The sequence below is a fragment of the Allofrancisella inopinata genome, from assembly GCF_012222965.1.
Classification (GTDB): Bacteria; Pseudomonadota; Gammaproteobacteria; order Francisellales; family Francisellaceae; genus Francisella; species Francisella inopinata.
This window is the reverse complement of the sequence record NZ_CP038241.1, coordinates 1,219,572-1,244,476: the sequence shown is the minus strand read 5'-3', so window position 1 is coordinate 1,244,476 and position 24,905 is coordinate 1,219,572. Positions and strand designations below refer to the sequence as shown.

Below are 24,905 nucleotides of genomic sequence, written 5' to 3'. Positions count from 1 at the left end.
TAATGTAATCTGGCGTTTATCTGGTCACCATTAGTGGTACAGGTTTACTTAGCTAGTCTTCAACCAACCAGTGATACTGAGTCTTTTAACTTCTGACAAAATAGTCTTAACTTCGTGTTCTATTTTTTTACTATTGAATATCACTATCTTTCCACAAGCTGGATAAACGTTTAAACCTCCATCTGGAAGATATAATTTAAGCTCGCCACCATAAGATTCTTGCCAAGTATCATTTAAATAACACACTATAGATATAGTGCGACGATCATCATTTTGAAACGTATCAATATGCCTTTTATAAAAAGCACCTTTTGGGTAAATTGCGTAGTGAAATTCTTTCGTGACTATGCCAGCAAAGCAAGTTTTATTTATTTTTATTTATATATTCTATAAAGCTATTTACTTTTTGAAAAAATGATTGAGCATGTTTTGTTTCATCTAGCCAGTAAATAAAATCGCTGCGGATAGATCTTTTAACTGTCTCGTTTAGCTTATTACCTATTGCTGATTTTCTAAAACAATCCTCTTGGTGGAGTTGAGCCAATTCAGCTGTTAACAGAGAAGCCTCACTTTTAGAAAGCCAATTATCTATGACACAATAACCTTCGTTAAAAAAGTCTGTAATAATTTTTTCAAAAAGAGGATTTATAGGTAGTAAATTAGACATGAGCATGCCCAATAAAGAGTTAGTAAGCGAAGTATATACTAAATTTGGGAATTAGTTATCTAACTTTATTATAAAATCATCTAAATACTCATCCACATCTAGTTCATATTCTGAAATAGCAAAATGTTTAGCGGATTTTTTTTGTTTATGCATCTGTTCGGTTGAGCCAGTATTTAGATGGTGCCATTCTGGTAGATCTTTGCCTTCTAAAAGTAATTTATAGCTGCAAGTGTTTGGTAACCACTTATAAGCATGGTTTTTTAGTTGTTTATAGGTTAGGTTTATACATTCAGGTACTAGACGTTTTCTTTTTTCATACATACTACATTGACACTTTGATATATCTAAAAGCTTACAGCTAACCTTAGTATAGTAAACCTCGTCAGAGTCATGATCTTGTAGTTTATTCAAACAACATAATCCACATCTATCACATACAGATTCCCACTGCTCATTAGTCATATCTTTTAGTTTAATTTCTTGCCACCATTTATGCATATTTTATTTTTGTTAGGTATAATAGTTATTTGCAAAAGCCATGATATCTCAAATCATTTAAAAAAACACTAAAGGTCACCATGAAAACTACAGCAAGAGCTAGAAATAATGCTCGTTTATATACTGTGCAAGCTTTATATCAAAAAAAGGTTGCAGATAATACATTCGATGAATTAAAAGTCCAATACTACACTGATAATGCCGAAAGACATCAGACAGATTGGGATCTTTTCTATAGGCTTATAGATTCAGTCCAGTCAAATGAAGGAATTATACAAGAGCATATAAAACAAAATTCCAAAGACGGTATAGATTCAATAAACTATGTTGATTTGGCTGTATTGCAATCTGCTGTTGCAGAACTTATAGAGTGTTTGGAAAACCCATATCAGGTAATTATTAAAGAATACGTTGAGATAGCTTATAGTATGGGTACAGAAGAGGGATATAAGTTTGTTAATGCTATGTTACAGAAGTTAGCTAAAACTATTAGAGGTGAAGAGTAAAGTTGTCTTGGGAAGCTAAGAAATTAAATTTTTCCCTATGTTGAATCTGATTGTTTTTATTTAATTCAGCAATAAGTACAGTTTCTTCATACTCATTCTGAGCTAGTATTTTACCATTATAATCGATAATCATACTATCTCCAGCATAACTAAAACTTGGATCCTTACCAACTCTGTTACAAGCTACCACATATGCTTGGTTTTCTATGGCACGGGCTTTAAGTAAGGCTTGCCAATGTTCACGTCGTGATTCAGGCCAGCAAGCTACATTTAGCAAAATATCATATTCATTATTATTACAGTTAAAAACTGGAAAACGCAAGTCAAAGCAAACTGTAAGAAGTATCTGAAAACCTTTATATTGGATGATTTTTCGCTGATTTCCTTTAGTGTATTTTTTGTCTTCACCAGCATGTATAAAAAGATGATTCTTATCATATGTATATACTTCTTTTTCAGATGTTACAAAATATAACCTGTTAGCGATTTTATTATCTGTAAATGTTGCTGCACTTCCAACGATAGCAGAGTTTCTATTTTTTACTTGATTATACATCCAGTTAACGACACCTTCTTGGAAACTAGCTTCATTAATTGGGTCCATAATAAAACCAGTATTAAACATCTCTGGTAGGACAATTAGATCAATTTCTCGGTCTAGAGTAGCTATTTTTTGCTCTAGCTTTGTATAGTTTAAATCTTTATTACCCCAAATTATATCACTTTGTATTATTGCAACTTTTAGTTTATTCATACTTTATTATTTCCCTACGTGATGTAGTTGTTTTTAGATTTTTGAGAGGATTTTTGCTCCTTTTATAATAGCGTTGTCTTTTTTAGCAAAGCATAATCTAAGTAAACCATTTCTAGGTTTTTCAAAAAGTGATGATACTGGTATTAGCCCAACCCCATATTCCGTAATAAGTCTTGTAGCAAACTCATCGTCATTTTCATTACTGATATTGGTATAATCCAACATCTGAAAAGGCGAGCCATGCCATTCTAAAAGCTTAAGGCGAGAACCTTTTAAATGCTGGCGTAACAAAGAGTTTTGTTTTTTATAAAGTTTATGAAGGTTTTGGTGGTATTCAGGGTGTTCCAAAATTCCTTCAGCTAACGCTAGTTGCATAGGGTGGACTGCTGAAAAAGTCGAAAATTGTTTTACAGCTAAGATATTTTTTATAATTTCACTAGGGGCTATTGCAATTCCTAAACGCCATCCTGTTAGATTATAAGTTTTACCAAGAGATTGTAGCACTATAAGTTTATCTCTAAATTCAGCGATTTCTAAAGCACTAGTAAAAACTTCACCAGCGTAAATATGCTCATAAACCTCATCAGCTATAACTAAGATATTCTTATCTTTAATGATTTTAGCAAACTCTAAATATTCTTCTTTTGAGATAACACTTCCCATAGGATTATGAGGAGAGTTAAGGATAATAATTTTAGTTTTATCGGTAATTGCATTTGCTAGAGCTTGTAAATCAATTTCGCCATTGGACATTAGGCTTAATCTTATTGGTTTGCCTTGGTTGAGTTTCGTTAACCCAACGTAAGCATCAAATACAGGATCAAACATTATCACTTCATCGCCTTTTTCTACATAAGCTGTAATAGCTGCAAATAGCCCCTCTATAGCCCCAACTGTAATAGCGACATTATCGATGCTTATATTTACGTCATAGCAATTTTTAGTTTTTTGAACTATAGCTTTGCGTAATGCTAATGCACCTGGGATTGGTGAATATTGGTTTTTACCTTGTTGCATGTAAAAGTTTGTACGGTCAATTAACCATTCTGGAGTATCAAAATCAGGTGCTCCTTGGGTGAAACTAATCGCATTATACTCAGCTGCCATTACAGCAAATTTTCCATATACAGAAGGTGATGTGTCAATGTATGATTTTGGCTGAATCATAATTAGTAAAAATAGGGTTAGGTCTATTAGAAGTATACTGGTATTTTAAGTTTGGTCAAATAGTAGTAGAACTTTAGACTTTTAAGATTTCTTTTAATTGCTCAATAGTGATTTCTTGTTTTTCTTGAGTTTTACGATTTTTATATTCAATTAAACCTTGCTCGAGAAGTCTATCGCCAATTATTACATGGTGAGAGCAACCAATCAAATCAGCGTCAGCAAACATTACCCCTGGGCGATTACCGCGATCATCTAAGAGTACATCGACCCCATTGGTGATTAGGTCTTGATAAAGTTTGTCAGCTACTTCTTTTACATTTTTTGACTTGTTGTAATTGATTGGCAATATGGCTACTTGAAACGGTGCAATAGCTTCTGGCCATATAATTCCATTATCATCATGTGATTGTTCTATTGCTGCAGCCATAACACGGGATACACCAAAACCATAGCAACCCATCAGCATAGGCTTAGATTTACCATCTTGCCCAATAATATTAGCATTCATCGGTTTAGAATAAACATTCTCAAGCTCAAAAATATGACCAACTTCTATACCATTAGTTAATTCTAAAATACCTTTACCATCTGGTGAGATATCGCCAGCAACTACATTTCTAATATCAGCAACCTGATAGTTTGTTACATCTCTATCCCAATTTACATTTATAAGATGATAATCATCCTCATTAGCACCACAACATAGATCTGTAACTGCTACAGCGCTATAATCAGCAATTATTGGAATAGGGCAATCATGTATACCAAGTGAGCCAGGATTAGCATTAAAAATTGAAAAAATCTCTTCCTTTGTGGCTAAAGTATACGGTGCTGCTATTTGCTCTAGTTTATTTATTTTAGTTTCGTTAAGCTCATGATCACCACGTATTACTAGCGCAAAAAAATTATTTTCAGCATCTTTGATAACCATGGTTTTCACGGTTTGTTTAATATTAAAATCAATCTTGTTACAAAGGCTTTCAATAGTCTTGATATTTGGAGTATGAATTTTTTCTATATGGTTTTTAGAAACTTCTTTTTTACTAAAATCTGGCTTTGCATAAGTCGCTAGCTCAATATTTGCTGCATAATCACTACTATTACTGTAGCAAATAATATCTTCACCAGCGTTTGCTAGAACTTGAAACTCATGACTATTATTACCACCTATAGCACCTGTATCTGCTTTTACAGGACGATATTCTAAACCGATTTTGTCCAAAATATTACAGTAAGTTTGGTACATTTGTTGGTAAGTAGTATGTAAGCATTGGCTGTTTTCATGAAAAGAGTAAGCATCTTTCATAATAAATTCACGAGCACGCATCACACCAAAACGAGGACGAATTTCATCTCTGAACTTCGTTTGGATTTGATATAGGTTTAAAGGTAACTGCTTATAACTTTTGATAGTATCTCTAGCCATATCTACAATAGGCTCCTCATGGGTTGGACCATAACAGAAATCTCTATCATGCCTATCTTTTAGTTTTAGAAGCTCAGGACCAAATTTACTCCAGCGATGAGTTTCTTGTAAAAGCTCAGAAGGCAGAATACTTGGTAATAGTAATTCACTAGCTCCTGATTTATTCATTTCTTGGCGGACAATATCTTGGATTTTTTGTAGTACTTTTAGCCCAACTGGTAGCCAAGTATATATTCCAGAAGCTAGTTTTTTGATTAAGCCAGCTTTTAGCATGTATTGGTGACTAATAAGGACAGCTTCTTTAGGTAGCTCTTTTGTAGTAGCAATGAGAGTTTGAGATGCTTTCATACACTTTGAATTTTTGAAAATAAAAGTAAGTAAATTATAACAAAAAACAACTATAAAACATAAGGAAAAAAGACTTATGATAGATGCAAGTCAGGAGATATGAGAATTGAGGGGAAACTTACATCTATCAAGAGTCAGTATAAAATTAAACCTTATTTAAGTTAAGTGTGTAAGTGTAATAAATCAAGGTTTAATTTATTTAATTAATTATACATATAAAAATTTGTAAATCAATATTTAAAAAAATAAAATTTATATTTTTTTACACCTGCATTGTCATAAATTTAGTTCAAATCTAAAATTGTATCCTCAAAGCCCTAAAAATAGTTAAAGAAACTATTTGAAGCTTGGAATTAGACAGATGGTAACAGGACAACAATATTTTCAAAAAGCAAAGTTTACATAGAAACCTATAATTTTAGTTTGCAGCAGTCCTATAATACCAATTCCAACACATATTAGTACTTTCTAACTTTGTATTTCATACCTAATTTAATTCTTTAATATTTGCCAATAGCTACTGCTATTGTCTGCACATCAAAAACTTAAATTAGTCATAAACTCCTTTGTGATAAATGCACCAATTTATGTTGGAATTGGTATAAAAGAGAGTTCCAATTGTGTTTATTAGGTTTGTGAAATTTAAATAAATCAATAAATCAAAAGGAACTAAAATTAGATATAGATGTTTAACTTTACTTGGAGAAAATTTAGGGTCATCTGGCATTCATAGCTTAAAAAAAGGAGGAGATAAATATAAAGACCAGAAGACTCTAAATGTAAACTTGTTTATAAGAAAGTGAAATTTCTGGCTCCCCGAGACGGACTTGAACCGCCGACCAATTGATTAACAGTCAACTGCTCTACCGACTGAGCTATCGGGGAACAACATGGAGTATTCTATAGCCATTTACTTGTACTGTCAATATATATTTTATTTTTTTAAACATTTTTATTTTTTGGGTACCTCTCTATAACCGTAGTGAACTCTTTTCATAATACTTTACCAACTATAGTATCATATTCAAAATGATATAAAGCTTCTCTATCATTAGCTGCTTTATGTCTTTGTGATATACTGACTCTATCCTTTATTTTACCTGGGTTTGAAGATCATGCTTTTTGGTAATTATAGCGCCTACCTTTGTAAAATAATAAGTTCTTAAGCTTATGGCTTTGTATAAAGTTATATACTGCTTTAAAACACGTCTTAGCTATATCCTCATGCACAAATTAATTCTGGTGATATTTTCTTTTTAAGTAAAGCTATTATAAGTTTTTTAACTTCATCAGTGAGTTTACAGTTATTTGATTTTCTACGACTACAATACAACTTATGTGCTATTTCTGGTGAATAACTTTTACTTGGCTTATTTCTTCTTAGATTGTATTCTCAATCTTTATTTTGTTCATTAAAACCTAATAAACTATATTTGGAACTCTCTTCCAACTAGTTTCAAACTTTTAGAATATAATCAAGCCTTTAAAAATAATTTAACACACATATTTTCAACTACTTTAAATTTATTAAGTTTAATAAAAATATTGAAAAAATATTAAAAGTAAAGTATTTTATTTATTATATAAATAATAAATATTTTAACAATAAGTAAAATTTATTTTCGATAAAACAATATAAACAACAAGGATAACTAATATGAAAAAAGCTCTTTTATACGTTGTAACCACCTTAATGATGTCCTCTTCATTATTTGCTTCGGTTAGCATTTATGATGGTAATAGTTTAATTTGGTCTCAATTACCTAGTGGAAATTCGATTTCTGCTGTTTCTCAAATGTCAGCAAATTGGCAAGATGATAGTAATCTACAGATAGTCGTGGGTTTAAAAAATAGTGCAGTTGAATATTATGATGGTTTAAAATGGACTGAGTTACATAATGATGGTTGGGTCCTCCCAGTGGAGCAAATGTCAGTGAGTTGGCAAGGTGATGGTAAACCACAGATAGTTGTAGGTTTAGGTACTAGGCCAGACAATATGTTTACTAGTAAAGATGGTGGAGCAATTGAATATTATAATGGTTCAAAGTGGACAGAGTTACATGATAATGGTTGGAAATCTCCAGTTATTCAAATGTCAGTGAGTTGGCAAGGTGATGGTAAGCCGCAGATAGTTGTAGGTTTAGGCAATGGGGCGGTTGAATATTATAATGGCTCAAAGTGGATTGAGTTACATGATAATGGTTGGAAATCTCCAGTTATTCAAATGTCAGTGAGTTGGCAAGGTGATGGTAAGCCGCAGATAGTTGTAGGTTTAGGTAATGGAGCAGTTGAGTATTACAATGGTTTATTTTGGTCTGAGTTACATGATAATGGTTGGAAATCTCCAGTTACTCAAATGTCAGTGAGTTGGCAAGGGGTTAATAGTGGTAATATTGGGACTGGTAAGCATCAAAGGATAATTGATATTAGTGAGCCGCTACAGCCAATTGAGGTTGTTAATCCAAAGATAGTTGTAGGTTTAGATAATGGAGCAGTTGAATATTATAATGGTTCATTTTGGTCTGAGTTACATGATAATGGTAGGAAATCTCCAGTTAAGCAAATGTTAGTAAATTGGCAAGGTGTTAATAGTTTTGATATTGAAACTGGTAATAATCAAAGGATAATTGATATTAGTGAGCCGCTACAGCCAATTGAGGTTGTTAATCCAAAGATAGTTGTAGGTTTAGGTAATGGAACAGTTAAATATTATAATGGTTCATGGTGGACTGAGTTTGACAATACTGGTTCATCAGTTATACAAATGTCAGTGAATTGGCCAGAGGACAATAATCTACATCATCTAGCTATAGTTGTTGGTTTATATAGCGGAGCAGTTAAACGTTTGGAACAATTTTATTGGAATACGTTACGTGATTCTATCGATCAGCGTCATTTAACCCAAATGTTAGTAAATTGGCAAAATGGTGCAATAAAGAAGATAGTTGCATCTGATTCAGCTAATAAAAAAGCAGTTTTATAATGGAGTAGTTAAACACTATAGAGGTTCAAACTAGATTGAGTTACGTAACTGGAGTTACGGACTTTTAAATTTAAGCAGTCATTTTGAGTATTTTTTTCATTTTTATAATTTCCCTATGACTCGCTTGATTGGCGGCGATTAACATTTTCCTTTTCAACGCATAGTGATTTTTATTTGAAGCAAGTTTTAGTTTTTCAAGTTCAATAAATGCACCTATAGATAAACCTATATGGTTAAGCTGAGTAGTAATTACAGATGTAGGTGATTTAGCAAGACTAGCGTTTTGTTTTATACTTCGATGATAAACTTCTATATTCCATCTTTTTTGATAGATATCTTCTATGTGGTTACTCTCTAGGTTTAGATCATTAGTAATTAAATAAATCTCACCTGTTGAATTGTCCCCGTTTTTGAAGACTTGGCGAGTAACCACAAGACTATATTTTATATCTTTTAAATAAATTTTCATAGCCTCATTTTCTAGCAATCCTAATTCATCTAACCTACAGTAGTTACCAGCAAGAGCATTAGCTTTACTCTTAGCAACTAAACGATTATTTGCTATACCTATTACATACGAGAGTTTATGTTTGTTAAAGAATTTCAAATTAGTTTTAGAAGCAAAATATCTATCAGCTACTATATAATCAAAACTAGAGAAATTCTTAATAATTTTCAATATCAGTTTTCTTGCCAGTTCATTAATTGTGTAGCGTGCTTTACGCTTTAAGCGCTCCATACCTGCTTTATCTTTTTCTACTACAAAGTTTTCCTTAGTTTGTACTTCAAAGCCTACAGGAATATTAGCATCTCCAACGTGGATTAAAGCACTAATAAGATTGATGCCTTTAACTGCTCTACCTACAGAATGATCATAAAACCAGTTTACTACCTCATTGACCATACTATCAGATTTAGGACTTATTGTATTGTCTATAGATAATATCTTTGGCTTATCTTTGTAGGCGTTTAAAATACTTTTACCTTTTAACCAGACATATTTACTTTCATAACTACCAACTTTTAACATCCGAGAAAAACTATCATGCTTTACTAGTTCATCTAACATACTTGAACACATTGTCGCACTTGCTTGGGAGTTTTGACATAATAAATATTCAGTATATAGATTGGCTAATTCACGTTGTTTCATTTTTAGAACATAACATAGTTGATGTAATTATAAATTAACACATAGAAAACTTTTTCGCTTTAACTTTTTCCCAAAAGTCCGTAACTCCAGTTACGTAAGCCAATTTCTTCTAATTTTAGAGGCAAGTTTCTAAGCCAAATGTTAGTAGAGTGGAAACCAGAGGGTATAGAGAGAATGCTTGCGGTGAAACTTAAATCTCTTAGGGTATTATTCCCCGCCCCTTGGCGCGTATAATGGTATGCATGAGTAGATATATAAAAATTAATAGAAGTAACAGAGTTTAACCAAGGCTATCTACAACTGTACCGTGTGCGGAGCTTAGCAAATTTAGAAAGTTTATAAGCCCTGCTATTTATGGTAATATGACACTATTATAAATATTAAGGTTTTAAAAAACCACTCATACAAATGCAAAATCAAGTTATTCAAAGACAAAAAGATTTAGTTGAAGAATTATCTTTTTTTGAAGACTGGGAAGATAAATACGACTATATAATATCTTTAGGTAAGCAATTACCACCTTTTCCAGAAGACAAAAAAGTAGCACAAAACCTTGTTAAAGGATGCCAGTCACAAGTTTGGTTTGAGAGTAATATAGAAAATGGCAAGTTACACCTCATAGCTACAAGTGATGCTTTGATAGTATCAGGTTTAATAGGGCTGCTCCTTAGGGTTTATAATGATTCAAAACCTAGTGATATATTACAATCAACCACAGACTTTATAAAAGAAATAGGCTTTGGTAGTAATTTGAGCGCTACTAGAGTAAATGGACTAAAGTCTATGCTAGACTATATATATTCACAGGCATTTAAACACCAGTAAATGGATATACTGATTGCTCGTCCCTATGATGATGCCAAGCAACTTGCTGAATTATTTAAGTCTAGTGGTTTATCAGTTGGTATATTGCCATCTATAAAAATAGTGCATAAAAAAATAAATTTTAAAATTGAAAATTTCACTGACTTTGTATTTACAAGTAAATATGCGGTAGAAAGCTTATTTAGTCAGTATTTGCCATCTAATTTTATGAATAAGTCTATATATAGTGTTGGTGCTACAACAGCAAATCATCTAGCACACTTTAATCTTAATGCAAAGTATCCAAAAGAATATAATTCTAAAGAGCTGTTTAAACTCATTTCAAAGCAGGGTTTATCTGATAGGAAGTTTGCTATTTTTTCAGGTGTTGATGGTAATGAGTATTTAGAAAAGGAAATAAATAAACACACGACTTGCCAAAAGTTTGAAATTTATCAACGCGCTTTTGAGAGTAAAGAAACTTTATATACTAAATATTTAAGGCTGTGGGGAGACAAACAGCCTAGGTTCATAATAACAACAAGTATAGATGTATTTAAATCTTTAAATGCAATTTTTGAAAAAATACCTATACCGAAAGATAGTATAGTTACCATAACAAGCACAAAAATGTTAAAATTTGTTAATTCACAAGGGTTCAGTAATACGTTAAAACTTGAAAAATTAAGTAATTATTGTATTTATGTAAAAATACTACAACATATAGAGGCTAATGATTATGTCAGTAGAGAAAAGTAATCAAAATAGTGATCCAAAAGAGAATAAAAAAACAGTGTCAAATATTACGTCAAATACAATGATATCAAAGCTTAGTTTAGTGGGGTCTTTGATTGCTATAGGTCTAACTGGATATATGCTTGTTAATTCAACTATAGAATCTAAAAAATCCCAGCAAATAGACCAATTTTACGAAAAACTACAATCACAAGTTGACCAGTTAAAAGCTACACAAGCTGGCCAAATAAAATCTATAGAGCAAGAAGGCTTTCTAGCACAGGCTCAGCAAAGTAGTTTAAGAGCTGTTCAAGGTCAGTTAGAAGCGTTAAATAACCAAATTGCTACTCCAACTAAAGATATATATATGCAAATGAGTGTTATTAATATCCAATCAGCTATTGATTATTTGACCTTGGCAAAAGATGTAGCTTTATTTAATGGAAATACAGCTAAAGCTAAAGAGTTGGTAAGTATCGCTTTTAGTAAGATAGAAGCAAGTAAGGTTGCTAATTTAAGTGCAAACGATATGCAAAATATTAAAAAAGCTTTGGATCAATATGATTCTAGGAGTGATATCGTTAATGTTTTTATTAATATACAACAACAATTAGACAAACTTATTTATATAACACCGGAAAATTTAGACCAAACTAAAATTGATACTACAAAATCTAACAAGTATTTAAGTTTTTTAAGCTCAATTATCGAGATACAAGATATTCCAAAAAACCAAAAATTAGTATCGACTAACGAAGCTAAACATGTGGTGGCAAGTAATCTTTATAATGCTTTAATAGCTTTACAAAATGCTGTGTATGCTAATGATCAAGCTATTATAGATAAAACTAAAGCAAACTTGCTAGAAATTTTGCAACAAAGATTTATTCAAAACCAGGTTGCTAAAAATTTAGAGAAAACTATTACAAATTTAAATGCTCAAGATAGACAAAATTTGACTGATAGTTTAGAGAATACTGTTGAAGCTTTGGTTAAACAACAAAACCAGCTTTTAGCAGGTAAACAAAGTAGTTTAGTAGAGTATAAGCAAAAGGAAGTAGAAGATGATAAAAATTTTTAAGCTTATATTTGTAGTTGCTGCAGCTACACTGATAGGTATTTGGGCGACTAAATACCATGGGTTTGTAATGCTTGTTTTAGCAGATAAGTCTCTAAAAATAAATTTAGTTGCTTTTATTTTTATACTTGCAATTATACTTTTTCTTACTATTTTTGGCTATAGGTTCTTTAGATTATTGCTTAGCTTGCCTTATCTTATATTTAGTTGGTTTATAGGTTTGTTTGTGATTAATAAGAGGGAAAAATTTGCTGATCTTATGGCAGATATTTTATTAGAACATGACGAGCTTATATCTAAATTAGGTTTAACCAAGCTTATTAAATTTACGCCTAAATATTTACAAGATTATGTGATGTTTAAAAAGCTAAGTATTTTCGTTAAAAAAAATGATATAAAAGCCCTCGAGCTTGCAGTTAAGCAGCTTGATAACCACAGTTTTGTCTACAAGTTTTTTGAAGCATATTTACAGTATTTAATAAATAAAATTTCAGACGCTCAAGCTAGCGTGAAAGAACTTTTAACTGCTCGTAATAGTAAATTTTTACCAAATATGGTTAATTTGGCAGCAAAAACAGCTTTAGCTAATAGTGATAAAGATTTTGCATTATATATCTTAGAGAAATACAATCCTTATTTAGAAACGCAAAATGAAGAAGCTTTAATAATATTGGCATTAAAAGAAGCAAAAGATGCTAGTCAATTGACAAATATATACAACAAGTGTGATGCTACTGCAATGCTAAGTAGGGTATATGTTGAGCAACTTTTAAAATTTAACGACACTTCTACAGCTCAGAGATTTATGAAAAAGCAATTGGGCAAAGTAGAGATTGATTCAAAGATGCTTTATATGTACGTTAATGCTTTTAATATAGAAATTCCTAAGCTATATTCAAGAGTTTGCAATGAAACTAATAAAAATTATGATAGCGTCCTTACTTTGTTAAGTTTAGCTATGATAAAGTCAGATACTCAAAGTTTCAAGATGATTTACCAATATATTGAGACCAATATTAAAGCATTTTTATCACAGTATGAGCTAGAAAAATACCAGCATATACTATGTAGATTTTATATAAAAAATGGTAGTGTAGCTGGAATTGATTTATCGGAAGCTAGACTTGTTTATAGTAAATATTAGGGAAATCTATGTTAATCAAAAGATGGTTTCTAAATAATAGTCTACGGAATTATCAATATTTGTTGTATGACCAACAAAATGCTATAGTAATTGATCCTTTAAAGTCAGATATTTTTAGGGATTTCATTATTGGTAAACAACTTAGCCTAAAAGCAATCTTGGTAACTCATAAACATGGTGATCATATTGCAGGTGTCAAAAAACTTAAGCAAGACTATCCAACTGCTAAAATATATGCTTATACAAATAATGATTTGTTTGAGCCAGATGTTTATGTCAAGGATGATGAGCGTATAGATTTTGGGTTTACTAAGTTTAGGGTATTATATACGCCAGGACACATATCCGACCATGTGAGTTTTTTATTTGACGGAGAAAAAGCTCTTTTTTGTGGTGATACGTTATTTAATGCAGGGGTTGGTGGTGTACACGCTCAAACAGCAGATGTTAATCAGTTGTATGATTCTATTGTAAAAATAACCAATTTAAATAGTAATATAAAATTATATCCAGCTCATGATTATTGGAAAAATAATTTAGACTTTGCACTAAGTATTCTTCCAGATGATAAATATTTTAATTACTATAGAAATCATGTTGCAGAGTTAGAAGCAGAAGATAAACCAATTGTGGACTTGGCAGAAGAGAGTAAGCTTAATATCTTTATTAGGTCTATAAGTGATAAAGCGCTTTTAAAAGCACTACCAGAGTATAAATTAGGTAAAGAGATGTTTGTGAAGTTAAGAGAATTCAAAAATCATTTTTAGGCCTGTTCCGTAGTTTCTTTAGGTTTGCTATCGTTATCTTCTTTTGGCTCAATTTTTGTTTTACTGATCTCTCTAGTGAAGCCACCGTTTAAACCAATCCTTTGGAGTTTAATAATATCTGGTGCCATAGCTCTAGTACTGTCATAAGGCCCAATGTACATCCTGATCCAATTTCCTACATGCTCGAATTTAGGTTCAAGACCAGCTTCTTTTATTCTCTTAACGTAATAAGTAGTTTCATTCATGTTTCTAAATGAAGCAATTTGATATACATAGGTGTATTTGTATTGAGCTCTTTGTGCTTGAGGTTTAGCATCTACAATAACACTCTCATTTTTTAGATTATCGTAAAATGTAAAAACCATTTTGTTATCGTTGTCTTTCGAGTCAGTTTTTTGCTTACTATCTGTTTGCTTGCTGGAGCTTTTTTCCATATTAGATATATTGTTAGTCTCAATCTGAACTTTTTCTTGAGCTTTCTGCTTTTTTAAGTGTTTGTTTATAATCTTAGATGCAACAGCAATACTTAGTAAACCAACAATAAACAGGATAATAATTTTTTTTCTTCTTGTGTTAGAAGTAATAGGTTTTTGCGTTTGCTCTGAAGAGTCTTTTGGTTTTTTGGGAATATTTAGTCTAGAGAGATCTTTCATAAGCTATAAAATTTTATCAAACTAACTTTGCGTTTAAGCTATTAATGTTATACTAAAAATGATTATAATTAATAGTTGCATAAAAATATATAGAGTTTTGTATGAGTTTTAAGAAAAATGATAAGCTTATAGTTTGTGGATTTAGTGATGATTGTCCGAAAGCATTTAGAGATAAGATAATAGCAATGGGTGTGATAGAAGGCCAACAAATGAAAGTTATAAATAAATCGATCCTGGGTGGCCCTATAGCTTTTGAAACAAGTTGTGGTACATTCTCATTGCGAAAAAAAGATTTAGAATTTTTGAAGTTGGAAAAACTAAGTTAAAAAAACAAAAAAAGGAAAAGTATGAAGTTAAAGAAAATATTTTTATTAACATCAGTTTGTATAATAACGTTAGGCGCAGTTGGTTTGTATGCAACAGATGTTAATAATGGTACACAAATTCAGTATTCTAGCAGTGAATATAAAAATATCGAAAAAATAGTAATAGATAATATAGATTCATTATTTCCATACCAAACCCAAATAACAGTAGGCGATATTAAGCGTGGAAGTGATGGTCAGATTATAATAGAAGATGTCTTAGTTATTAGCGGGGATAAAAACCCAAATCTTTCTATCAATGAAATAATCACAAAGGATATAGATTTTGGGAAAAATGTAACGCATGATTATGTTATAAAAGTTAAAGGACTTAGTATAACTAATTTGGCTACTTCAGTTGCAAATAGTAATGTTGTTAGCGCTCAGACAGATCCAAAAAACCTGGCAGAAAATAAAGGTCTATTTAGTGTTATAATGAATAATCTTGGTCAGAGCATATATGATCTAGAAATGGTTTATAATAACTACGAGAAAACTTTAGATCTTAAACTTGATTCTACAAATAATAAGGAAGAATTTATACAAAGTGAGGTTGAGCTAGATGACATCGATTTGTCAAATATAGTTGTAGATTCAGATTTCTTAGCTAGCGTAGAGGATGCTGTGCAACAGGCAAGCTTAAAAGAGCTTGAGTTTGATATGAATCTCTCAGAGCTTATAAGAGCAGTTTCAGTTCAATATCTAGGTAAAGATCATGAGAAAAAAGTAACCTTTGAAACTAAAGGAGCTTTGTCAGAGAAAAAAGGACAATTTAGTTTGAATGTAAATGGTAAGTTAGATTCAAGTAACTATATAAATTTTGGTTTGGTTATAGATGGTATTAATCTAGCAGATATTAAGTTAAAAGATTTCGCTACAAATTACGAACATCTATTAGAAAATGCTTATATTACCTCAATAAATGATAACACCAAAATAGCTTTGAAGTTTGACAGTAATTTATTTGACAAAAATTCACCTTTTCAAGCTATTTTTAAAACCTTAGGAAGAAAGAGTATTTATTTAGATGTAGCTTCTAAGAAAAACTATAGTACTGGCTTAACTTATAATTCAAGCTTAAATTTAGTAAGTAAAGATTTGGCTGAGTTAAACACTAGCTACCAAGGAATAGTAAACGGTAAGCTTAACATATTGCCATATATAGGGGCATCTGGTTCTCAGGACATGAATAGCCTTTATAAATGTAAGAGTCAGCTGTGCATTTCTAATATAGATGTTAGTTTTGCTAATCATGGATTACTAGAAATACTTGCTAGATACACCAATAAAGATCCTAATACCACGCCTCAGCAAATATTAGCTTCTTATGGTGCTTTGTTACAGCTTATGGCGTCTCAACAGAAAGATGTATTTTCGCAGAAAGTATTATCATCTCTTGCTATGTTCTTACAGAATCCACAAAGTATTACTATGCATGCAAAAGCAAATAAGCCATTGAACCAAAATGTATTATTAGTAAGTTTGACAGAAGATCTAGAAAACATAAGTAGTAATAATTCGGTGAAAAATGGAAAAGTAAATTTAAGTAATAACACTAATTTAAAAATTCTTGATAATATTCAAAACCTATTTAAGATTAGTTTTGAGGTTAATAAGTAAGTGTAAGTAATATTTTCTTTTAATTAAAGACCATACGGTATTGACAATGTTTCAAAATAAGGTAATATATGACTTTATAAAGCGGGAATAGCTCAGTGGTAGAGCACAACCTTGCCAAGGTTGGGGTCGCGAGTTCGAGCCTCGTTTCCCGCTCCACACTCTTCTTTGTATGTGTGGTCGAGTAGCAAAATGGTTATGCAGAGGCCTGCAAAGCCTTGGACGCCGGTTCGATTCCGGCCTCGACCTCCAAACATTGCCCGGGTGGTGAAATTGGTAGACACAAGGGACTTAAAATCCCTCGGAGCTTAACCTCCGTGCCGGTTCGAGTCCGGCCCCGGGCACCATGTACTGTATTAAGTCTAATAGGGTAAGCAAACAATCTCTCTAAATAAACAAACGGGTGAATCCTTGACTATCTATTGGATTAAAGCTATTTAAATTAGAACTATTTCTATAACTAGTGGGCTATAATTGTATACTAATATAGTCATTGTATTTTTTTTAACTGAAATTCAGCATCTAGTCCTTCATATTTAATGGGACCTGGTGGAAAAACATCAAAATATTTATTATTATCATCACAACTGTCCGTGTAACATAAAGCTACTCTTTTGCCACTTACCTTAAAAAATAAGTAGCTATATCCAATCGCAGGGTCAAAAACATCTATCTCTGCTTCTTTTTCTTGGGTTGTTTTGTTTAATATTGAAAACTGAACTTCCTCATCAGTAAAAAGTGTATTACATTGCACTACAAGGTGAATGTTATCTGAGTCACCAGTTCTGCAATTTCCACTTCCTCCATGAGGCTGAAATGCCTTACCTATATAATACTGTTGCTGTAATACAGGAGATAAGTATACCACATATGCTACTGTTGCATTACATAAGTAAGGAACTAAAATTAAAGGCAATACTAATAGAATTTTTTTAAACATAATGAAGATACCAATTGTTGATACATTTTAATATAAAAATAATCTGTTAAAAAAGTATAAACAAGGGTTTTATAGCAAACTGGTTGTATAGTTATAATATTTAGACCAATTTCATAAAAGAAATATTTTAGAACGTTTTTGGAAGTATAAGATAAATCCTAGCTTTAAATCATAGATCCAAAGCTAGTTAAGCTTAGTTATAAGCTACATCTTTAACACCATCAACCCAAGTCCAGTTTTGATAAGAGTCTGAATTTAGGATCCAAGTCATAACACCACCGTACTGATTGTATTGTTTAAGATTTCCATCTGTTATATCTTTAGTGATATCAGCAGGGTTATACAAACCTACACCAGAGCATTTTGCCGTTGCCAAACATGAGCCTACTTGATATTCTGATTCAGAAACTGAAGGATCTTTAAAATCAGGAACACCAAGGACTATTTTTGTTTCTTTTGGTACATAGAAAGCATCTTCTGTGATACCAGGCATTTTATCACGAGTTTCTGGACTTAGTAAATTAAAAGTCATACTTAAGAAACCAACATCATATCCTTTTTTACCACCAAAGTTTGCACCACCATATTGATTATATGTTTGTATAAACACAGCATCAAATTGAGCATCGTCCATGAATTGTTGAGTATACATGGCTTCAGCAAAACTTGCACTACCACTTGCCCATTGGCCAGTACCGTACCATCCGTTAATTTGGGGTGCAGCAGTTAAAAATGGCATTTTACCTGTTATAGACATATATTCAGCTTTCATAGCGTTAATATACGCTATAAAGTTATCCTCTTTTTCAGCCCCATTTGTAGGATGTTCAACATCGACATCAAGACCGTCAAAACCATTATCTGCCAAGAATTTACCCATAGCTTTACCAGTTCCTTCAGCATCATTATTCATATCAGGTGTAAAGTAATTTATTCCACCGCCAATAGAAAGTAAAGAGATGCCCCCATTGTCATGAATAATTTTTTGCTGCTCAGGAACTCTAGCTTTCATATTATCAGAGAATTGTACATAGCCAACACCATCAATATCAATTTGTTCTCCGTCAACGTTGCCATGAAAATCTTGTCCTGCAAAAGCATAAACTATAACATTATATCCACGTTTCATTGCTTCTGTAATCATTTCATTTGTTGTATCTGGTTGACTATACCATGGTGCGTCATAACCTCTAACATAACCAACAACAGCTCTATCTGGCCATCCTGATGATGGAGCGACTTGTTCAAAAGTTAAATTAACATTTTGCTCGTTTTGATCAGCGACAAAGGAGCTAGGAGTTATACTAGCCTTATATCCAGAGATTTTATCTGCTGTCACAGTCCAAGTATCACCATTTTTTGGTAATTCTTCTGTATATACACCATTATCTGATACTTCTAATAACTGACTAGAGCCACTATTGCTTGTAAAATGTAAAGTTGTTTGTTTGCCTGTTGGCATACCTGCTATAGTTACATTTACTTTTGCACTAGCTACTTTTTCAGTAGTAAAGTTAAGTTGAGCATCTGTACGGCTACCTGTAGTAACTGTTACAACTATTGGCTTAGCTGTATAGCTATAGCCACCATATGTAAAGCTTTTAGCAGAAATAGTATATTTTAAGCCCTCTTCTGAGGCTGGTAAATTATCTATTATTGTAGCTGATGTGAAGTTAACTTCTCCTTGTGTTACTATATCTCCAGAGCTGTTATTAATTGTGTAGGTAGTTGACTTGATTGCGTTACTATCTGCACTAGCTGTTAGGTTTATAGATCCTACTTGTGCTTGCTCGTAATTTACAGTAATGTTTTTAGTTTCATCTTTAGCTATAGAGAAACTACTAGGTGTTGCTGTACCTTGACTTGTTCCAATTGTTGATACATTAACTTTTAACTTACCAGCTGGTACATCTATTTTAGTTTTAGAACCCCATGCAACATTTTTAACCTCTGCTACCTTAATATCATTTTCATTGAAAATACTTATACTAGGCTTCTCATCTGATGTTATAAAGCTAGGTTTAGTAGGTATTGTAAAGTCTAGAGTAGCTTTTTCTTCTGCTTGACATAATGTCCAAGCATTTGTTTCTTTAGGAGACTTGCTTGTCCACCAGTCTCCTAATAATTGATAAATAGATCCATCGTATTTAACAAAAGCTTTTTTACTATAGCCTGCCCAATATCCTTGATCTGTAGATTTAAACTCTGCTACGTTACTTGGTATAGTATCGCAGTCACCAGGGGCTGGAGCAGGTTTTGCTGTATAGGTTAATGCAATAATTGTAGTAGCAGCAGAAACTGTTACTGTAGAAGGAGAAATTGTTCCTTCATCGCCTTTAAGTTTAACAGTATAAGTTTCTGAGTCATCTTTTGGATATTCTAAAGTAACTTTACCATTTGAAACAGTAGAAGTGCCTTTTGAGCTTACAAAATCAATTTGTGCTGTAGTAGGAAGATCACCTTGAATAGAAACACTTGCTGTAATCTTTTCAGATGGAGTTGGACTTGGACCAGGGCCTGTCTTTTCCCAAGCATCAGCTCCATAAGGACCTGTAGGCTCATATGCAGCTATTGTACACCAAGCACCTTCTGGCCAATCTTTACACTTATAAGTATTACCACCTTGTGTAACTAAAGTTCCTGGGGTGTAGCTACTAACATCAGAAGCTGACCAAGCTTCAGTAGCGAAAGCTGAAGATCCCATTAGAGATAGGGTTACTACTGAGATTAATTTTCTTTTTATATTCATATTTTTCTCCTTAGTTTTAACATAAACCATTATGTTTACTAACTACAATTATAATCTTAAGTCAACAAGTTTGGTAGGGGTATAATTAATAGATATTAGTTAAAATTAATTAGTAATATTTGAGTTATTAGAAAATAATATAACAAAATAGTACGAGCTAAAAAAATTTAAAACCAAAGTAAGAAAACATTTATAACTGGAGTTACGGACTTTTAAATTTAAGCAGTCATTTTGAGTATTTTTTTCATTTTTATAATTTCCCTATGACTCGCTTGATTGGCGGCGATTAACATTTTCCTTTTCAACGCATAGTGATTTTTATTTGAAGCAAGTTTTAGTTTTTCAAGTTCAATAAATGCACCTATAGATAAACCTATATGGTTAAGCTGAGTAGTAATTACAGATGTAGGTGATTTAGCAAGACTAGCGTTTTGTTTTATACTTCGATGATAAACTTCTATATTCCATCTTTTTTGATAGATATCTTCTATGTGGTTACTCTCTAGGTTTAGATCATTAGTAATTAAATAAATCTCACCTGTTGAATTGTCCCCGTTTTTGAAGACTTGGCGAGTAACCACAAGACTATATTTTATATCTTTTAAATAAATTTTCATAGCCTCATTTTCTAGCAATCCTAATTCATCTAACCTACAGTAGTTACCAGCAAGAGCATTAGCTTTACTCTTAGCAACTAAACGATTATTTGCTATACCTATTACATACGAGAGTTTATGTTTGTTAAAGAATTTCAAATTAGTTTTAGAAGCAAAATATCTATCAGCTACTATATAATCAAAACTAGAGAAATTCTTAATAATTTTCAATATCAGTTTTCTTGCCAGTTCATTAATTGTGTAGCGTGCTTTACGCTTTAAGCGCTCCATACCTGCTTTATCTTTTTCTACTACAAAGTTTTCCTTAGTTTGTACTTCAAAGCCTACAGGAATATTAGCATCTCCAACGTGGATTAAAGCACTAATAAGATTGATGCCTTTAACTGCTCTACCTACAGAATGATCATAAAACCAGTTTACTACCTCATTGACCATACTATCAGATTTAGGACTTATTGTATTGTCTATAGATAATATCTTTGGCTTATCTTTGTAGGCGTTTAAAATACTTTTACCTTTTAACCAGACATATTTACTTTCATAACTACCAACTTTTAACATCCGAGAAAAACTATCATGCTTTACTAGTTCATCTAACATACTTGAACACATTGTCGCACTTGCTTGGGAGTTTTGACATAATAAATATTCAGTATATAGATTGGCTAATTCACGTTGTTTCATTTTTAGAACATAACATAGTTGATGTAATTATAAATTAACACATAGAAAACTTTTTCGCTTTAACTTTTTCCCAAAAGTCCGTAACTCCAGTTATAAAGGAGTTTAGGTGTATGCCACATATAATAGTAGAAGTTTCGCAAAAATTTGATAAACAAATCGTTAATAACATTATTCAAAAAGCACAAGAATATTTGATAAATAGCTTACCTACTAAACTAGAAACTTTTAAAAATAGAGTTTATGTTTATGATAGTTGTATGGTTGGTGGTTTGACCTCCGAAGAACTAATACATTTGACCATAAAGGTTCTATCTGGACGTAAACAAGAGCATTTAGTCAATATAGCAAATCAATTAAGGTTATTGTTAGCTAAGTACTTAGACGCAATAAGTCTAGGAACTAAAAATTATACTCTGACCATTGAAATTTTAGAACTTCCTCCAGCCTACGTTAATTAACTTGAACAATTTAGGTTATTTAGGAGTTCCTTTATACTCTCTAATGGATTAATATGCTTCCTTAATGCTAGGTTTTTAGTTTACTATGAATAAATATAAAAAATTACTTTTTTCAAGTCTTGGTTCTGCTTTTGAGTATTATGATTTAGCTATATATTCTGTATTTGCAGTCGCTATAGGGGAGAAATTTTTTGATAAAAATAACACTATCAGCAGCACATTAATGGTGTTTTTAGTTTACGTAGTAGGCTATTTAGTAAGACCAGTTGGTGCTTGGTTATTTGGCTATATAGCAGATAAAAAAGGTAGAGCTTTAATTTTAAAGTTAAATATGGTTTTGCTATTTTTTTCAACTTTCCTATTAGCTATTTTACCAGGAGTTCAAAATATAGGAATTTGGGCGACATTATTTTTTGTTGGGTTACGATGTATCCAAGCTATGGCTATAGGTGCAGAAATCCCAGTAGCTATAATATTTAGTATAGAGAACTATCCTAGAAGACAAGGTTTGGTAACAGGGATTATTTTTTCTTGTCTAAGCTTAGGTATTATGATGACAACAGTAGTTCTTTTTATAGTAACTAACTACACAAGTGAATATTTCGCAAAAGAATATGGCTGGCGTATAGGGTTTTTAATAGGAGCAATCTTTACGTTTACTTTGTTCTTTCTAAGAAGAGGCATAGTTGATGATCTACCAAAATCAGCTGTAAACTTAAATAACCAAAATACTAGCTTAATGTCATTTATTGCAAAGGTTGTAGTAGGTATGATGTTAGTATCTTGTATTGCAATGCTAACAACGCAGCTTTATATGTTTTTACCATCATTTTACCAAATGTATTTAACTTCTAAAGTAGAGCTAGCAAACTTACTTCTAGTAGGTTCTATCATAATGACTATTAGCTGTATAGTAGGCGGTTTTATAAGTGATTATGTGTCAAAAGAAAAACTAATGGGTATATTGATTATTATAAGCATAGCCTTTGCTCCTATTTTTTACAAAAATATACTTGAAGGAAAGAGTATATATTCATGTTTTATAATTTTATCAATTGTTATGGGATTTTTTGCCTCTACGTATAATGTGATAATTGTTAATTATTTTAATTTTGATCATAGGGGTAGAGGTCTTGGTTTAGCTTATAACCTTGGGTATTTGGTGTTTTCTGCTGGGGTCCCAGCTTTTACGATATTTCTAATCTCCGAGACAAAGTTATTATTAATACCAGCGTACTTAATAGTTTTTGCAGGTGTAGTTTCGATTATAGGTTTAGTAGCTTCAAGTAGGTTTATGAAAAAGGTTTAAATATCATCGCAGAAGGGTCAGATTTGAACTGGTTATAAAGTTCTATAATATATCTATCTGTCATAGATGATATATAGTCGCTTATAATTCTAGCCTTTTGGTGAGTGCTTTTTGCATTGTAGAAAATAGCTCCGATATCGTCAGGCAATAGACTATCGTTAGGAGTTGACTCAATCAGAATATCAAAAATTTCTGAAATTATTTCTCTACCTCTATAGCGCAAGATATTTAGCTTTGGTGATTTTATTATTTTAAATAGAATGTATTTTTTAAGTACTTCAACTTGTTTTCTAACTTGATCATCCAAATAAACTCTTGAAATAATAGGAATATTTTCATTTAAATCTAGTTTGATATTTTGAATGCAGTTATTCACTAGTTTTGATGTTAATTTTGTTCTTAGAAGACTATTGGTTGCTATATTTTTAGAAATTCTGTAGATATCTCTACTATCTGCTTTAAAGTCAATATAATTTGAAAAAATATCTTTTAGTATTTCCTTAATTTCACTAGCTGTAATTTCTAAATCATCAGGCATTGCATCTAGGATTTTTTGTAGAAGTTTATCATCAATGCTAGCCATAGATAGGGGATCAATAAAGCCACCTTTAAGTGCATCTTCAACATCATAAGTTGAGTAAGCAATATCATCGGCAACGTCCATTATATAGCATTCTATGGTTTTAAAAGGTTGGTCTAGTTCAGTAGTATATGGTTCTAGGAGTTTTTGCTTTATATCATCAACTAACTTAACTTCTTCGTTATAGTATCCTTTAGTTAAGTTGCCTAATTCACTAATAGAAGGTATTAAACAGTCATATTTTATAGTAGCAGCTAGAGTTCTATATGTTAGATTTAAACCAAAGCTTTGGTTTTGGTCAATATCTTTTTTTGCTGTATGGGAGATTAGTCTAAGTGTTTGGGCATTGCTTTCAAAGCCACCGAAATTCTGCATTTTTTTATTTAGGGCTATTTCTCCATTATGACCAAATGGTGGATGACCTATATCATGGCAAAGAGCAGCTGTCTCTATAAGGTCGTAGTCTAAATTCAGACCATGCTCAGCATTTAGTTTAACTGCTATAGATTTTGCTATCTGGGCAACCTCTAGAGAGTGAGTTAATCTATTTCTAAAAAAATCATTTTCAAAGTTTGGAAAAATTTGCGTTTTCGCTTGTAGTCTTCTAAATGATGATGAATGCACGACTCTAGCATAATCTCTTCTAAATGGGGAGAAATGTTCTTTATAAGATACATTATTATCTTGTCTTAGATAATCATTTTTATGATATAGATTTACAGCTACCATATTTTTTGAGAATTAGCTAAATTATATAGTAATTATATACCTTTTGAACTTTTATCGCTATTAATTGCAAATATTAGCTACCAAGTGTTTATTGGTTGTATTATAATCTAACCCTTGTAATAAATTACGCAAATGGCAAATAACTTTATTTTGAAATATAAGTTAATATGATAC

The 24,905-nt window shown here is 31.7% G+C and carries 21 protein-coding genes, 4 tRNA genes and 2 pseudogenes; 14 read left to right on the top strand and 13 right to left on the bottom strand.

What is annotated here, in order from left to right:
• Positions 1 to 48 precede the first annotated feature (48 nt).
• Together E4K63_RS08340 and E4K63_RS05690 are read right to left on the bottom strand one after the other, a co-directional pair.
• A pseudogene (locus E4K63_RS08340) lies at positions 49 to 667 on the bottom strand (2OG-Fe(II) oxygenase).
• A 51-nt stretch (positions 668 to 718) separates the two neighbouring features.
• Positions 719 to 1,165: a YcgN family cysteine cluster protein gene (locus tag E4K63_RS05690; protein ID WP_133942477.1), complete on the bottom strand. Its 447-nt coding sequence runs from the start codon at positions 1,163 to 1,165 to the stop codon at positions 719 to 721.
• 80 nt (positions 1,166 to 1,245) lie between these two features.
• Here E4K63_RS05690 and nusB point away from each other — a divergent pair, with 80 nt between their 5' ends.
• Positions 1,246 to 1,671 (top strand): transcription antitermination factor NusB, encoded by a 426-nt coding sequence (nusB, locus tag E4K63_RS05685; RefSeq protein ID WP_133942476.1) that lies wholly within the window; start codon positions 1,246 to 1,248, stop codon positions 1,669 to 1,671.
• Here nusB and E4K63_RS05680 read toward each other — a convergent pair.
• From E4K63_RS05680 to E4K63_RS08400, 5 genes and pseudogenes are all read right to left on the bottom strand, one after another.
• A complete protein-coding gene (locus E4K63_RS05680) occupies positions 1,655 to 2,425 on the bottom strand; it encodes an amidohydrolase (protein WP_133942475.1) in 771 nt (256 codons plus the stop codon). The two genes, nusB and E4K63_RS05680, sit on opposite strands and share 17 nt — an antisense overlap.
• Positions 2,426 to 2,458: 33 nt before the next feature.
• Positions 2,459 to 3,592, bottom strand: coding sequence for an aminotransferase class I/II-fold pyridoxal phosphate-dependent enzyme (locus E4K63_RS05675; protein WP_133942474.1), 1,134 nt, complete (start codon positions 3,590 to 3,592; stop codon positions 2,459 to 2,461).
• Between the two features lie 73 nt (positions 3,593 to 3,665).
• Entirely contained in the window at positions 3,666 to 5,366 is a 1,701-nt protein-coding gene (locus E4K63_RS05670) for a proline--tRNA ligase (RefSeq protein ID WP_133942473.1), read from the bottom strand.
• A gap of 809 nt (positions 5,367 to 6,175) precedes the next feature.
• A tRNA-Asn gene (locus E4K63_RS05665) sits at positions 6,176 to 6,251 on the bottom strand.
• Between the two features lie 117 nt (positions 6,252 to 6,368).
• Positions 6,369 to 6,750 (bottom strand): annotated as a pseudogene (locus E4K63_RS08400) (transposase); the annotation flags it as partial.
• Positions 6,751 to 7,023: 273 nt separating this feature from the next.
• On the opposite strand from E4K63_RS08400, the gene E4K63_RS05660 reads away from it, so the two are divergent.
• The gene (locus E4K63_RS05660) at positions 7,024 to 8,349 is read left to right on the top strand and encodes a hypothetical protein (RefSeq protein WP_133942472.1); all 1,326 of its coding nucleotides are present in this window, start codon (positions 7,024 to 7,026) and stop codon (positions 8,347 to 8,349) included.
• A 70-nt stretch (positions 8,350 to 8,419) separates the two neighbouring features.
• Here the strand turns inward: E4K63_RS05660 and E4K63_RS05655 are convergent, their stop codons facing one another.
• On the bottom strand, positions 8,420 to 9,502 hold the full coding sequence (locus E4K63_RS05655) for an IS701 family transposase (protein ID WP_179965672.1): 1,083 nt from the start codon (positions 9,500 to 9,502) through the stop codon (positions 8,420 to 8,422).
• 408 nt (positions 9,503 to 9,910) lie between these two features.
• Here E4K63_RS05655 and E4K63_RS05650 point away from each other — a divergent pair, with 408 nt between their 5' ends.
• The 5 genes from E4K63_RS05650 to E4K63_RS05630 are packed head-to-tail and all read left to right on the top strand — an operon-like array spanning position 9,911 to position 14,030.
• Positions 9,911 to 10,327 (top strand): SufE family protein, encoded by a 417-nt coding sequence (locus E4K63_RS05650; RefSeq protein ID WP_133942540.1) that lies wholly within the window; start codon positions 9,911 to 9,913, stop codon positions 10,325 to 10,327.
• A complete protein-coding gene (locus tag E4K63_RS05645; RefSeq protein WP_133942539.1) occupies positions 10,328 to 11,065 on the top strand; it encodes a uroporphyrinogen-III synthase in 738 nt (245 codons plus the stop codon).
• On the top strand, positions 11,046 to 12,122 hold the full coding sequence (locus E4K63_RS05640; protein WP_133942538.1) for a hypothetical protein: 1,077 nt from the start codon (positions 11,046 to 11,048) through the stop codon (positions 12,120 to 12,122). The genes E4K63_RS05645 and E4K63_RS05640 overlap by 20 nt, the downstream gene beginning before the upstream one ends.
• Positions 12,106 to 13,263: a heme biosynthesis protein HemY gene (locus tag E4K63_RS05635; RefSeq protein WP_133942537.1), complete on the top strand. Its 1,158-nt coding sequence runs from the start codon at positions 12,106 to 12,108 to the stop codon at positions 13,261 to 13,263. The genes E4K63_RS05640 and E4K63_RS05635 overlap by 17 nt, the downstream gene beginning before the upstream one ends.
• An 8-nt stretch (positions 13,264 to 13,271) precedes the next feature.
• Positions 13,272 to 14,030 (top strand): MBL fold metallo-hydrolase, encoded by a 759-nt coding sequence (locus E4K63_RS05630; RefSeq protein ID WP_133942536.1) that lies wholly within the window; start codon positions 13,272 to 13,274, stop codon positions 14,028 to 14,030.
• On the opposite strand, the gene E4K63_RS05625 is transcribed toward E4K63_RS05630, so the two are convergent.
• The gene (locus E4K63_RS05625) at positions 14,027 to 14,683 is read right to left on the bottom strand and encodes an SPOR domain-containing protein (RefSeq protein WP_133942535.1); all 657 of its coding nucleotides are present in this window, start codon (positions 14,681 to 14,683) and stop codon (positions 14,027 to 14,029) included. The genes E4K63_RS05630 and E4K63_RS05625 overlap by 4 nt on opposite strands.
• Before the next feature lie 101 nt (positions 14,684 to 14,784).
• Here E4K63_RS05625 and E4K63_RS05620 point away from each other — a divergent pair, with 101 nt between their 5' ends.
• The 5 genes from E4K63_RS05620 (at position 14,785) to E4K63_RS05600 (ending at position 17,012) form a co-directional block, all read left to right on the top strand.
• Positions 14,785 to 15,009, top strand: a complete 225-nt coding sequence (locus E4K63_RS05620; RefSeq protein ID WP_133942534.1) for a FeoA domain-containing protein — start codon at positions 14,785 to 14,787, stop codon at positions 15,007 to 15,009.
• Between the two features lie 21 nt (positions 15,010 to 15,030).
• A complete protein-coding gene (locus E4K63_RS05615) occupies positions 15,031 to 16,668 on the top strand; it encodes a hypothetical protein (RefSeq protein ID WP_133942533.1) in 1,638 nt (545 codons plus the stop codon).
• Between the two features lie 81 nt (positions 16,669 to 16,749).
• A tRNA-Gly gene (locus tag E4K63_RS05610) sits at positions 16,750 to 16,824 on the top strand.
• Between the two features lie 19 nt (positions 16,825 to 16,843).
• Positions 16,844 to 16,917 (top strand) — tRNA-Cys (locus E4K63_RS05605).
• A gap of 6 nt (positions 16,918 to 16,923) precedes the next feature.
• Positions 16,924 to 17,012 (top strand) — tRNA-Leu (locus E4K63_RS05600).
• 143 nt (positions 17,013 to 17,155) lie between these two features.
• On the opposite strand, the gene E4K63_RS05595 is transcribed toward E4K63_RS05600, so the two are convergent.
• The 3 genes from E4K63_RS05595 to E4K63_RS05585 all read right to left on the bottom strand — a co-directional run bounded on the left by E4K63_RS05595 (position 17,156) and on the right by E4K63_RS05585 (position 21,655).
• Entirely contained in the window at positions 17,156 to 17,605 is a 450-nt protein-coding gene (locus E4K63_RS05595; protein ID WP_133942532.1) for a hypothetical protein, read from the bottom strand.
• Positions 17,606 to 17,798: 193 nt separating this feature from the next.
• Positions 17,799 to 20,354, bottom strand: coding sequence for a glycosyl hydrolase family 18 protein (locus E4K63_RS05590; protein ID WP_179965694.1), 2,556 nt, complete (start codon positions 20,352 to 20,354; stop codon positions 17,799 to 17,801).
• Between the two features lie 218 nt (positions 20,355 to 20,572).
• Positions 20,573 to 21,655 (bottom strand): IS701 family transposase, encoded by a 1,083-nt coding sequence (locus E4K63_RS05585; RefSeq protein WP_179965672.1) that lies wholly within the window; start codon positions 21,653 to 21,655, stop codon positions 20,573 to 20,575.
• A gap of 110 nt (positions 21,656 to 21,765) precedes the next feature.
• On the opposite strand from E4K63_RS05585, the gene E4K63_RS05580 reads away from it, so the two are divergent.
• Together E4K63_RS05580 and E4K63_RS05575 are read left to right on the top strand one after the other, a co-directional pair.
• A complete protein-coding gene (locus E4K63_RS05580; RefSeq protein ID WP_133940526.1) occupies positions 21,766 to 22,113 on the top strand; it encodes a 5-carboxymethyl-2-hydroxymuconate Delta-isomerase in 348 nt (115 codons plus the stop codon).
• A gap of 85 nt (positions 22,114 to 22,198) precedes the next feature.
• Positions 22,199 to 23,422: an MFS transporter gene (locus E4K63_RS05575; RefSeq protein WP_133940524.1), complete on the top strand. Its 1,224-nt coding sequence runs from the start codon at positions 22,199 to 22,201 to the stop codon at positions 23,420 to 23,422.
• Here E4K63_RS05575 and dgt read toward each other — a convergent pair.
• Positions 23,406 to 24,731, bottom strand: coding sequence for a dGTP triphosphohydrolase (gene dgt, locus E4K63_RS05570; protein ID WP_133940522.1), 1,326 nt, complete (start codon positions 24,729 to 24,731; stop codon positions 23,406 to 23,408). The two genes, E4K63_RS05575 and dgt, sit on opposite strands and share 17 nt — an antisense overlap.
• Positions 24,732 to 24,905 lie beyond the last annotated feature (174 nt).